9 protein-coding genes and 1 tRNA gene are annotated in these 11,646 nt (G+C 73.2%); all 10 read right to left on the bottom strand.

The genetic code is table 11. The annotated features are described in order from the left end of the window. Window positions 1–6: 6 nt before the first annotated feature. Window positions 7–2,238 (bottom strand): FtsX-like permease family protein, encoded by a 2,232-nt coding sequence (locus F5972_RS21080; protein WP_150935302.1) that lies wholly within the window; start codon window positions 2,236–2,238, stop codon window positions 7–9. Beyond that, window positions 2,235–2,915 carry an ABC transporter ATP-binding protein gene (locus F5972_RS21075; protein ID WP_225311698.1) on the bottom strand — a complete coding sequence of 227 codons (681 nt, stop codon included), beginning with the start codon at window positions 2,913–2,915 and terminating at the stop codon, window positions 2,235–2,237. The genes F5972_RS21080 and F5972_RS21075 overlap by 4 nt, the downstream gene beginning before the upstream one ends. Then, window positions 2,912–3,436 carry a PadR family transcriptional regulator gene (locus tag F5972_RS21070; RefSeq protein WP_150935301.1) on the bottom strand — a complete coding sequence of 175 codons (525 nt, stop codon included), beginning with the start codon at window positions 3,434–3,436 and terminating at the stop codon, window positions 2,912–2,914. The genes F5972_RS21075 and F5972_RS21070 overlap by 4 nt, the downstream gene beginning before the upstream one ends. Before the next feature lie 91 nt (window positions 3,437–3,527). Continuing rightward, a tRNA-His gene (locus F5972_RS21065) sits at window positions 3,528–3,603 on the bottom strand. 76 nt (window positions 3,604–3,679) lie between these two features. Further along, window positions 3,680–4,276 (bottom strand): oligoribonuclease, encoded by a 597-nt coding sequence (orn, locus tag F5972_RS21060; RefSeq protein WP_150935300.1) that lies wholly within the window; start codon window positions 4,274–4,276, stop codon window positions 3,680–3,682. A gap of 21 nt (window positions 4,277–4,297) precedes the next feature. Further along, window positions 4,298–5,500: a DUF2510 domain-containing protein gene (locus F5972_RS39190; RefSeq protein WP_150935299.1), complete on the bottom strand. Its 1,203-nt coding sequence runs from the start codon at window positions 5,498–5,500 to the stop codon at window positions 4,298–4,300. 19 nt (window positions 5,501–5,519) lie between these two features. Then, on the bottom strand, window positions 5,520–6,935 hold the full coding sequence (locus F5972_RS21050) for a protein kinase family protein (protein WP_150935298.1): 1,416 nt from the start codon (window positions 6,933–6,935) through the stop codon (window positions 5,520–5,522). 67 nt (window positions 6,936–7,002) lie between these two features. Next, a complete protein-coding gene (locus F5972_RS21045) occupies window positions 7,003–8,499 on the bottom strand; it encodes a serine/threonine-protein kinase (protein WP_150935297.1) in 1,497 nt (498 codons plus the stop codon). Window positions 8,500–8,619: 120 nt separating this feature from the next. Continuing rightward, window positions 8,620–10,863: a serine/threonine-protein kinase gene (locus F5972_RS21040; protein ID WP_150935296.1), complete on the bottom strand. Its 2,244-nt coding sequence runs from the start codon at window positions 10,861–10,863 to the stop codon at window positions 8,620–8,622. 59 nt (window positions 10,864–10,922) lie between these two features. Beyond that, window positions 10,923–11,561 carry a pyridoxamine 5'-phosphate oxidase family protein gene (locus tag F5972_RS21035; RefSeq protein WP_150935295.1) on the bottom strand — a complete coding sequence of 213 codons (639 nt, stop codon included), beginning with the start codon at window positions 11,559–11,561 and terminating at the stop codon, window positions 10,923–10,925. Window positions 11,562–11,646: the final 85 nt, after the last annotated feature.

The following is an 11,646-nucleotide window of genomic DNA, read 5'->3' as shown; positions in this document are numbered from 1 at the left end:
GATCTCCTATTCGAAACGCGCGTTGCCGGGCGTGGTCATGCGCCGCAGCAGCGGCAGCGTCGTGAGGATCACCAGGAGGGAGGCGGCCAGGCCACCGCCCAAGGAGGCGAAGTAGACGGGTCCCGGCATCGCGATCGACGCGCTCCTCATCGCGAGGGCGTCGATGAGCGGCTCGGCCACGCCGAAGCCGGAGCCGGCGGCGAGCGCGGCGGCCAGCACGAGCGGCAGCGCCGACTCCAGCAGCACCACCGCGGCCAGGGTGCGCGTGGGCGTGCCCGCCAGCCGCAGCAGGGTGAACGGCTGCCTGCGCTCCACCAGCCCGCCGGCGGCCGCCACCACGAGGCCGCAGGCACCGGCGACCAGGGTGAGCCCGACCATGGCCAGCGCGACGTTCTCCGCCCGGACGTATAGGTCCGCCCTGACCTCGGCGACCTCGGCGAAGGTCATCGGCGCTTCGACGGTGTGGCCGGACAGCAGGGTGCGCAGCCGCTCCAGCGTCGCGGGATCGCGTGTGGTGATCATGACGGCCGCCAGGCCGAGCCCGTCGGTGGAGGCGGTCGGGCTGGCCGGGCCCGCCAGCGGAAGGAGTCTGTCGACGGTGAGAGGGTTGTCGGCGCCGACGATGCGGGCGAAGTTGCCCGCCACCGCCCGGGCGTTCCTGCCGTCGATGTTCACAGGGCAGCGGCCGAGCGCGGGGAAGCGGGCCAGGTCGGCGCACTCGACGGCGTACGGCGCGGGCGGCGATCCGTCGGGCCGCGGGCCGGCATCGATCGGCAGAGCGTAGATCGGCAGCACGTCCACGCCCGGGCGGGCGTGCAGCCGGTCGAGGAGCTCCGTCCCCGCCCGCGGTGAGAGGCCGGAGACGCCCGGCCGGTCGAACCTGGCGCCCAGAACGTCGTTGAGCGTGCCCCCGGCCACCTTCTGCTGACCGGCGACCACCGTCGGCACGAGGGCCGCGATCGTCGTCCCGATGAACACCGCCAGCACCAGCCCGCTCACCGACCTGAAGGCGGTCTTCGGATCGGCGGCCAGGCGGCGCGCGGCCAGCAGCGTCGCTCCGCCCCGGGTCAGCCGGGCGGCCAGCCGTGCGGCGGCCATGGTCAGCCAGGGACCGGCCAGCATCAGCCCGGCCATGACCAGCGCGAGCGCGACGACGGCCAGTAGATCGTCGGGCTTGCCGTTCCGGTACACCGGACCTGTGAACATCCCCAGCCCCGCCAGCAGCGGGATCACCCGCCACGCCCGCGGCGGGGACGCGGCGGTCTTCCGCGCCACGCCGAGCGGCGAGATCCGCACCCGGCGCAGCGACCACAGGGCGGCGCAGGCCGCCACGACCGGCACGCCGCCGAGCACGGCCGCGTACTGCCAGGCGTGCGGGGCGACCAGTTCGGGGAAGAACCGGGCACCGGTGATCCGCACCCCGGCCACGGCCGGCCGGACGAGCTGGAAGATCGCGAGGCCGGCCAGCGCGCCCGCCAGCCCGCCCAGCGCGGCGTCCACCGTCGCGAGCACGTTGATCTGCCGTGCGGTGGCTCCGACCAGGCGGATCGCGGCGAAGCGGGTCTCGCGGCGAGCCGCGGCCAGCCGGGTGGCGGTGCCCACGAGCACCAGCAACGGGACGATCAGCCCGACGGCGGCGACGCCGAAGCCGAACCGGTAGACGTCCGCGCTGTCGTCGACCGCCTGCATGGTGGAGACCGCGGAAACCGTGTCGACCTGCCTGGCACCGGGCATGGCGGCGACCTGATCCGGCGTCTGCCCCACCACGATGACCAGCTCGTCGGGCCCGGACAGCGCCACGTCGCCGATCAGCCCGGCGCGCGTGCCGGGGAAGCGGGCGGCCAGCTCCTCACGCGGCGCCGAGTCCAGCAGCGCGGCGAGCGCGGGCGAGGCATAGTACTGCCCCGGGCCCGGCATGCGGGACAGGCCGGGGACGACCGGCGCCCGCGTGCCGAGCGCGGCGGCGTCGAGTCTCTTGATCGTCCGGCCCGCGTAGAAGTCCTCGTGGTAGTTCCACAGCGCGCCGTCGGCCGTCGCGTCGAGGGCCCAGCCGCTGGGCGCCGAGCCGGTCGTGCACTCCCAGCAGGGACGGCCGTCGGTGGCCTGGAAGGCGTTGAACAGCGACAGCGTGGCCAGCAGCACCGCGACGCCGGCCGCCACCCCGACGACGATCAGCGCCAGCCTGGCCGCCGCCTCCCTGCCGCTGCTCAGCGACAGCCGCAGGCCCAGCCGGATCATCGGGCGGCCCCGGTCGTGTGCGGGTCGGAGACACGGCCGTCGCGCACCACGACCTCCCGGTCGGCGCAGGCGGCCACCCGGGCGTCGTGGGTCACCACGACCACGGTGGCGCCCTCCTCGCGGGCCAGGCCCACCAGCAGGTCCATCACGTGCTCGCCGGTGAGCGTGTCCAGCGCGCCGGTCGGTTCGTCGGCGAACACGACCCGCGGCCGGGTGACCAGCGCCCTGGCGATCGCGACGCGCTGCGCCTGCCCGCCGGACAGCTCCCCGGTGCGCCGGCCGCCCAGGTCGGCCAGCTCCAGCCGCTCCAGCCATTCGGCCGCCCGCCGCTCGGCGTGCTTTCTCCTGGTACGGCCCAGCAGCAGCGGCAGCATGACGTTGTCGGCCGCGGTCAGCTCCGGCACGAGCTGGCCGAACTGGAAGACGAAGCCGAAGGCGGTGCGCCGCAGCTCGCTGCGACGGCCGTCGTCCAGGGTGTCGAGGCGGCGTCCGTCGAACCGGACCTCGCCGCTGTCGGGCGTGAAGATGCCGGCCAGGCAGTGCAGCAGCGTCGACTTCCCGGAACCGCTGGGACCCATGATCGCAACGATCTCGCCCGCGGCCACCGACAGGTTCGCCTCCCGCAGTGCGGGCGTGCTGCCGTAGGAGCGGCTGACCCCCCGGGCCTCGATGATCACGATGCGCGCACCATCTCGGCCAGGGCCCCCAGCCGGGCCTGGGTGACGTCGATCCACCGCAGGTCCGCCTCCAGGTGGAACATGGCGTGGTCGGCCAGCAGGGCGTCGGTCAGGGAGCCGCCGCGCCTGACCTCCGTCAGTTCCCGCATGCGCCGCATGTGCGTGGCGCGCTGCGCGTCCAGGTAGCCGGCCGCGTCACGGCCCAGCATCAGCGCCAGCACGACCTTGGTGAACAGCACCGTCTGCAGGTAGGGCTCGGCCGCGACCGGCTCGGCCAGCCACGTGCCGACCTCCTGCCTGCCCAGGGGGGTGATGGCGTAGCGCTTGCGGTCGGGCCCGTCGCCCGGTTCGCTCTGCCCGGTGACCTTGCCGTCCCTGGCCAGGCGGCCGAGCGTGGAGTACACCTGCCCGAAGGGCAGCGGCCTGCCCCGGCCGAAGAAGGCGTCGTAGTCGCGTTTCAGGTCGTATCCGTGGCTCGGCTCCCGCTCCAGCAGGCCGAGCAACGCGAGGGGAACGGTCATGCCCGCACTGTATACCTTGAGTGTATATACGCGGGGGATAAATGCCGATGAAAAACGAACGGCCGGTCCGTGAGGACCGGCCGTTCGCTACTGGGGTGAGTGATGGGACTTGAACCCACGACATCCAGGACCACAACCTGGCGCTCTGCCAGCTGAGCTACACCCACCATGTCCGCCGCTCGCGGCGTACGAAGAAAGTGTAGCGGTATTTTCGAGTCCTCCGCGCCCGCGATACCTGTCTGCCTACGATCCGGAGACGGCCTCGGCGACCTCGCGGGCGGTGGCCGAGTCGGGGCCCGGCTGCGGAACGAAGACCGCGGCACGGTAATAGCGCAGCTCCCGGATGCTCTCGGTGATGTCGGCCAGCGCGCGGTGCCCGCCCTGCTTCTCGGGGGAGGCGAAGTAGACCCGGGGATACCAGCGGCGGGCCAGTTCCTTGATCGACGAGACGTCGATCATCCGGTAGTGCAGGTGGCCGTCCACCAGGGGCATGTCCCGGGCGATGAAGGCACGGTCGGTCGCGATGGAGTTGCCGCACAGCGGCGCCCGCTTGGCCTCGGGGATGTGGGACCGGATGTAGTCGAGCACGACCGCCTCGGCCTCGGCCAGCGTGACCCCCGTCGAGAGGGCCCGCAGCAGTCCCGAGGCCGTGTGCATCTCCCGCACGACGTCCGACATCTGTTCCAGGGTCTCGGCGGGCGGCTTGATGACGACGTCAACGCCCTCGTCCAGCTGGTTCAGCTCGCCGTCCGTGACGATGCAGGCCACCTCGACCAGCGCGTCACGGCCCAGGTCGAGCCCGGTCATCTCACAGTCGATCCAAACCAGCGGGTCAGTCATGCCTCAAGCGTAATAGGGACGTCACTGGGCTTGGAGCGAGTTCAGCACCCGCTTGACGACCGACTGGTCCAGGTTGTCGGGCACGGAGACGTACAGCATCGCCGGTTGGACGCCCTGGCCGCGGTCCACGAGGACGAACGCGCCCCGCTCCGTCTTCCAGTCGAGCTTCTGCGCCGTGGCCGCCTGGGAGAAGTCCATCTCGAACTCGATGATCCAGCCCTGCTTGCCGCTCACCTTCAGGGACTCGCTGCGCAGGACCCTGCGCTTGTGCGGGAGGCCGTAGAAGGCGGGTTCGTACGCGACGAGCATCGCTTGGGACAGCCGCTCGAAGTCCTGGGGGCCGGTGTAGGGGATGACCTTGGGCAGCTCGGCGGCGAAGACGCTGCCCACCCAGCTCGCGCCCTTGCCGTCGTAGTTCTGCTGGGACATCGCCTGGTAGCCGCTCGTCCACAGGGGGAACTGGTCGTTGGACGGGTTGTTGATCTCCTGCGACTTCGGCACCACCCACTTGCCGCCCGGGAAGGCGTAGGACAGCCCGGTCACCGAGTCGTTGATCCGGCCGCCGGTCGGCTCCGGCAGCGTGGGCAGCGGCCGGGTGGACTGCTCCGGACTCGGCTCGGGCGGCACGGTCTGGTCCAGCGGCGGCGGGGCCGTCGTCACCGGCTCCGGCCGGGCGGTCACCGTTCCGGCGCGGTCGCGCAGGAGGACGAACGCGCCGCCGACGAGGAGCGCCAGCACGACCACCGCCGCGATGCCCCCGACGATCCAGGGCCACACCGCCGTGCTCCGCTGCTGCGTGCCGAACTCGGGCACGGGAAGCTGGGCTGTGGGCGCCCCCTGCCCTCCCGGATAGCCCGGCCGGCCCCACGGCGCCTGGCCTCCGGGACCGTAGCCCCCAGGACCTCCAGGACCTCCAGGACCTCCAGGACCTCCAGGACCTCCAGGGCCCCCAGGACCCGGGCCGCCGGGGCCGTAGCCTCCAGGGCCGTAGCCTCCGGGACCGCCCGAGGGCTGGGTCCACTGCTGCGTCGGCGCCGCCTGGGACGGCACAGTCTGGGCCGGCTGGGCCGGCTGGGCCGGCGCTGTCTGGTCGGGCGCGGCCGCGGCCTCCTGCCCCGGCTGTCCCGGGGAGTGGGTGGCGTCGGTCCACTGGTTGCCGTCCCACCATCGCAGGAGGGGGGAGCCGTACGGGTCCGGATACCAGCCGGCAGGGGTCGTCGTCATGCGCGCCACACTAATGAAGTCAGCATTTGTAGGTAAAACTTGCCGTGTCCTGAATCGGTTTTCCGGTCGTCGTGGGAGACAGGACACGGAGCGTCGCCGATCCCTTGAACGATCCGGGGCCGGTCACATTCCAGTGCAGGGGGAGATGTACCGACGTGTCCCCGGAGGATACCCGCTGCTCCTTCTCCTGCCGTGTGCGGACGTCGCTGCGGATCCAGAGGTAGCGGATCGTCCCGGCCCCGCCGTTGGTCGTGACCACCCCGACGAAGTCGGCCGTGCCGTCGCAGCGCACCGTCTTCTTGGCCACCTTGACGTCCACGCCACTCACCGCAACCTCCACGGCGGGCGGTTGACGCAGCCAAAGGATCACCGCCGCGACCAGGATCGCGAGCAGCACGGTGCCCGCCCAGGCCGTCGTACGCCGGCGGCGCCGGGGCGGGGCGGCCGGCGGGCGGGCCTGGGTGACGGCGGAGGTCCGGCCCGACCGCCAGATCTGCGCCGCCGTGGTCCTGCTCGGGGTCTCGGTCGGCACGCCCGGCCCGAACCGCATCATCACGTCGTCGTCCGCGCCGGGGGGCAGATCGGAGGGCACGTCGGAGGGCAGATCGGAGGGAAAGTCGAGCAGGGTCACCGCCTCACCCGCGGCGGGCACGACCGGCACAGAGGCAGCCGCAGAGACAGGCGCAGAGCCGGGACCAGAGACAGGCACGGGGCCTGGAACAGGGCCGAGGAAGTCGCGCGAGGCCCGGGCGAGCCGGTCCCGCGTCATGAACCCGGGCGGCAGCCCCTCGCGCCCGGCGAGCAGGGTGTCGCGGGCGGCGGCCAGTCCGTGGACGGTGGCGGCGGTGATCGCCCGGTGCAGCAGATCCGCCTCGGGCCCGTTCATCTGTCCGGCGGCGAGTTGCCGGGCGAGCGTCACCCAGGCGGTGACGTCGCGCTCCGGCGGCACGTGCTCGCCGCGGAGCGCCGCCACCAGGCCGCGCTCCGCCAGCAGCGCCGCGCCGTCCTCGGTGACGACGACCGTTCCGGCGCCGAACGCGCCGTGCGTCAGCCCGGCGGCGTGAACGGAGGCGAGCGTCTGCGCCGTCTCCAGGAGGACGGCCGCCACGCTGCCCGCGTCGAGATGCCCGCCGTTCCGCCGCAGCAGTTCGTCGAGGGCCGGCATCGCCCGGCCGGTGATCAGCCACACCTCGTCGCGCGCGGCCACCAGGTCGACGACGGGCAGCAGCCCCGCGGCCCCGCCGCGCTGGAGGCGCAGGTCGTCGGCGACCGTCGCGACCAGCCGTTCCCTCGCCCGGGCCGCCGCCGCGGGATCGAACCGCAGCACGCCGGACGGCCTGCCGCCGGGGGAGACCGCGTCCGTCCAGACGCCCGCCTCGCCGGCCCGGGTGCGGCCGGTGAGCCGGTGCCCCGCGACCGTCACGCCTTCTCGCATCTGCGCCGCCTCCGGTGCCGTCCGCGCCTAAGCTCCATGGCAAGTGTGGCGGGAACGAGGCCGGTCGTCACCGGGGAACATCCTGCGGCGGTGAACTGCCGCCGGGCTCGCTCACGGTCGGGGTGGGCCGCGTCGTGGGCGGCGCGGTGGTGCGGGTGGCGGTCGGCCGGGAGGTGGGCCGCGTCGTGGGCTGCGGGTCTATCGTCGCGGTGACCGTGGGGTCGGGCTGCGAGGTGGGCTTCGCCGAGGGCTTCGGCCGCGTCGTGGGCCGCACAGTGGGTTTGACCGTGGGCCGCACGGTGGGCTTGACCGTCGGTTTCGCGGTCGGCCTGCGCGTCGGCCTGAGGGTCGGTTTCGCGGTGGGCCGCACGACCGGCGTCGGCGAGGCGGCCGGCTTCGGGCTGGTGGAAACCGGGGAGGGCTCGGGAGAAGGCTCCGAGTCCTCCGGCTCCTCTGTCGGGGCGTCGCCGGCCGACGACGGATCGAGTGCGAGGGGGCTCGGCGTCTCGATCGACGTGCCCGCCTGCAGGGTGGTCCCGCTGACCGTCTGCACCAGCGCCACGGTTCCGGCCGCGATCACGACCATGCCGGCCAGAGTCAGGCCGATCTTCATCCGGGCCTGGCCCAGCAGGCCGCCCAGCCGGGTCTCGGCCAGGGCCGTGCCCGCCTCGGGAACGTCCTTCTTGAGAGGGAAGAACGGCACCAGCAGCCCGGCGAGCGCCGCGAGCCGCCGCCGTCCCCTCTCCTCCCAGGCCGGGCCGTACGCGCCGGCGGCGACCGTCTCCAGCTCCCGCAGGAACTCCTCGGCGGAGCCGTACCGGTCCTGGGGCCGCTTGGCCATGCCGCGCTCCACGAGCCCGCGCAGCGGCGGCGGCACCTCGTCGACCGGCGGAGGGGTGGCCTGGTGCTGGCGGGCCAGCGCGGCGATGTTCTGGGCGCGGAACGGCCGGCTGCCGGTGAGACACTCGAAGAACACGACGGTGGCCGCGTAGACGTCGCCGGCCGGGCCCGCCCTGCCGCCCGACCACTGCTCCGGCGCCATGTACGGCGGGGTGCCGGAGGCGCTCACGCCCTCCCCGGCCTGGACGGCGATGCCGAAGTCGACGAGCTTGCTGTTGCCGTCGGCCTCGACCATGACGTTCTCCGGCTTGTAGTCCCGGTGAACGACCCCGATCTCGTGCGCCGCGGCCAGGCCGAGCAGCGAGCCCTTCAGCACGGTGAGCGCGGCCTCGGGGCCGGTGGGCCCCTCCGAGCGCAGCATCGCGCGCAGCGAGACGCCGTCGACCAGTTCCATCACGATGGCCGCGCCGCGGGAGGTCTCGGCGTACTCGTAGAAGCGGGCCGCGTGCGGGTTGGGATCCATCGCCGCGAGCAGCCGGGCCTCGTGCCGGAACCGGGCGACGAAGTGGAGGTCCGTCATCAGCTGGTCGGACAGATACTTGATCGCCACAGGGATGTCGTCGGCGTCGTGCCGGGCGAGCACCACCCGCCCGCCGCCCCCTACGCCGAGTTCCCTGATCTCGGTGTAGCCGGGGACGCGCCAGGCGTCCGTATGGCCGTACATAACGGTCTCCTCATCGCCCGGGGCCCCCGCCGAATCCGAGACCGTAGCTTAGTGACGACCCAGCCATTACGATGAAAAGTCACGATTTAGTCAGACTTGGTTGTCAATAATCACCTGAGGTTATTTGATGCACGAATCCGTCTGCCGGGTGATCGTGGAGGCACCGCCCGCCGCGGCCGGGGAGGTCGACGCGGTCACCGCATAAGAGTCGCAGGGCCATCGGGAGTAGGTGTACGAGGCCGTGACCGTGTAGCTGGTCTTGCCCGACAGGTTGTAGGTCTGGGTGGACACCCGCTCCCCGCCGGACAGCCAGGTGAGGTTCAGCCGTACGGCGGAGGTGTTGCCCGCGGTGACGGCGATCGTGGCGGTCGCGGTCGTGCCCGTAATCGACAGGTTCTGCACGCTCACCCGGCTGACCGAGGCGGGGCAGCTCGCCGTGACCGACCGCGCCGCCGAGCCGCCGGAGGCGGCCGGGCTGGTCGAGGCCGTGATCGTGACGGTCCCACAGGGGCGGCTGGAGAAGGTGTACGACAGCGTCCGCGTGTAGGACGTGGCCCCGGACAGGTTTACCGTCCGCGTGCCGCCGGTCGCCGAAGCCGCGGCGAACCGGCCGGTCAGGGTCACCGGGCCGGTGCCGTCGGTGGTCACCGTCACCGAGGCCGCCGCCGCTCCGGTGGAGGACACCGTCAGCGTGCCGACCTTGATCGCGGTGACGGTCGTCGGGCAGGCCGGCACCTTCGCCGTGGCCTCGCCGGCGCCGCCCGCCGCGGCCGGGCTGGTGGACACGCTCATGCCCCAGGTGCCCGAGCAGAGGCGGCCGAGGTCCGCGGACACCGTACGGGTGTAGGTCGTCGCGCCGCTGAGCGTGAGCGTGCGGGTGGCCTTCACCGTGCCGTCCGCGGTGAAGCGCACGGCGAGCCGCACCGTGCCGGGGCCGTTGGTCTTGACGGTGACCGTTCCGCTGCCCGCCCCGGCCTTGTACGTCAACCCGCTCACCCCCAGATCGGCGACTTTCAACGCGGCCGTGGAGGGTGTCGGCGACGGCGTGCGTGACGGCCTCGGGGTGGGGTGCCCGGTCGAGCCGGGCGCCGACGCGGACGGCCGCGCGGTGCGCGTGTGCGACGGCGTCGCCGAGGGCCGCCCCGACGGCGACGCGGGTGACGGCGTATGCGACGGTGTGTGTGACGGTGTTTGTGATGGTGCCGCGGAAGGGCTCTCGGCGGGCGTCTCCTCCGGTGTCGTCTCGGGTGTCCCCTCGGGGGCCGTCTCGGGAACGACCGGCGTCCCCGGCCCCGTGGCCGCCACGACCGGGTCCCCGATCGGGGTCCCGTACCCGGCCGAGCCCAGGGCGTACGCGCCGATGCCGCCGCCGGTGAGCACCAGCAGCACCGCTCCGGCGGTGAGCAGGAATCCCTTGCTCCGCACCGAGCGCAGTGAGCGCAGCGCCGTCGTGAACAGCGAGGTGCCGGCCTCCAGGGGACGCACCCGGTTCAGCGGGAACGTCGCCGCGAGGGCCGCGGCGAGGGCGGCGAGCCTGCGACGGCCCCGCTCCTCCCAGGCCGGGCCGTACGCGGCGGTCGCGGCCTCCTCCAGTTCGGCGACGAATCCGGCGGCGCCGGAGGGCCGCGACACCGGGTCCTTCGCCATCCCCCGCTCGACGAGACGCCGCAACGGCTCGGGGACCTCCTCGACCGGCACCGGCGCCGTCTGGTGCAGGTGGCGCAGCACGGCGTGCTCGGTCGCCCGGTACGGCCGGTGTCCGGTCAGGCACTCGAAGAAGACCGCGGTCGCGGCGTACACGTCGGAGGCGGGCGAGGCGGGCACGCCCGCCCACTGCTCCGGCGCCATGTACGGCGGCGTGCCGGCCGCTTCGCCCCCCTCCCCGGCCCGTACGGCGATGCCGAAGTCGGCGAGCTTGCTCGTCCCGTCGGCCGTGACCAGCACGTTCTCGGGCTTGTAGTCACGGTGCACGAGGCCGGTCGCGTGCGCCGCGGCCAGGCCGAGCAGCGAGCCCTTCAGCACGGCGAGCGCGGCCTCGGGGCCGGTCGCGCCCTGCTCGCGCAGCAGTGCCCGCAGCGTGGGGCCGTCGACGAGCTCCATGACGATGGCGGCGCCCCGCGCGGTCTCCAGGTACTCGTAGAGCCGTACGACGTGGGAGTTGTCGAGCTCCACGAGCAGACGGGCCTCCCGCCGGAACCGGGCGACGAAGCCCACTTCCCGGCGCAGCTCCTCCGAGAGGTACTTGATCGCCACCGGGGCGCCGGACCGCTCGTGGACGGCGAGGACGACGCGGCCGCCGCCCCCCGCGCCCAGTTCGCGGGTCACCGTGTAACCGGGCACGTCCCAGTGCTCGGCGGAACTCATGAGGCCTCCCCAGGTCTGACAGGTTGGCCGCAGTGTCGATGAAACCGCTTGCAAAGCGCTTAACAGCGGTCTCTGACGTGCGCGGGGACCGGGATGCCGGGGGTGAGGCGCGGGTCGGGCTCGGGGACGCCCCAGGAGACGGCGAGCGGCAGCACGCCCGCCCAGACGGGCAGGTCGTAGTCTTCCTCGTCGTCCTTCGGCGGTCCCTGCCGCACCTTCACCGACGCCTCCTCCAGCGACAGCGCGAGCACGGCCGTGGCGGCCATCTCCTTGCGGTCGGGCGGGCGGACGACGTCCCACTGGCCGGGCGCGAGCTGCTCGGTGATCGCCCGCAGCCCCGCGAGCCGCTCCTCGGGGTCGTCCACGAGCCGGGCCGTGCCGTAGACCATGGCGCAGCGGTAGTTCACCGAGTGGTGGAACGCGGAGCGGGCCAGCACGACGCCGTCGAGGTGGGTCACGGTGACGCAGACCTGGCCGCCGGAGCCGGCCCGGAGCGAGGTGGCCCCGGTGGAGCCGTGCAGGTAGAGGGTGTCGCCGATCCGCCCGTAGCCGGTGGGGATCACCATGGGGGAGCCGCCGGCCAGTACGCCGAGGTGACAGACGAGACCGGCGTCCAGGATGGCGTACAGGTCGGCGCGGTCGGTGCGGGCGCGGTCCTTCGCGCGGTTCAGGGTGGTGCGGGTGGTCGCGGAGAGCATGTCCGTTACGTTATGTCCAGGGTGGACTGGTGGAACATGTCCACTTCTGGCCGCCGGGGGGAGACCACTTTTGCGGAGAACACTG

Source organism: Microbispora cellulosiformans, from assembly GCF_008728085.1.
GTDB classification, from domain to species: domain Bacteria; phylum Actinomycetota; class Actinomycetes; order Streptosporangiales; family Streptosporangiaceae; genus Microbispora; species Microbispora amethystogenes.
Note: the sequence above shows the minus strand (reverse complement) of the source record. Positions and strands in the feature narration are given on the sequence as shown.

Bases quoted from the DNA above. Each gene is read 5' to 3' on its own strand.
- F5972_RS39190 (WP_150935299.1), bottom strand. From the start codon at position 5,500: ATGACGACGACCCCTGCCGGCTGGTATCCGGACCCGTACGGCTCCCCC.
- F5972_RS21045 (WP_150935297.1), bottom strand. From the start codon at position 8,499: ATGTACGGCCATACGGACGCCTGGCGCGTCCCCGGCTACACCGAGATC.
- F5972_RS21050 (WP_150935298.1), bottom strand. From the start codon at position 6,935: ATGCGAGAAGGCGTGACGGTCGCGGGGCACCGGCTCACCGGCCGCACC.
- orn (WP_150935300.1), bottom strand. From the start codon at position 4,276: ATGACTGACCCGCTGGTTTGGATCGACTGTGAGATGACCGGGCTCGAC.
- F5972_RS21070 (WP_150935301.1), bottom strand. From the start codon at position 3,436: ATGACCGTTCCCCTCGCGTTGCTCGGCCTGCTGGAGCGGGAGCCGAGC.
- F5972_RS21080 (WP_150935302.1), bottom strand. From the start codon at position 2,238: ATGATCCGGCTGGGCCTGCGGCTGTCGCTGAGCAGCGGCAGGGAGGCG.
- F5972_RS21035 (WP_150935295.1), bottom strand. From the start codon at position 11,561: ATGCTCTCCGCGACCACCCGCACCACCCTGAACCGCGCGAAGGACCGC.
- F5972_RS21040 (WP_150935296.1), bottom strand. From the start codon at position 10,863: ATGAGTTCCGCCGAGCACTGGGACGTGCCCGGTTACACGGTGACCCGC.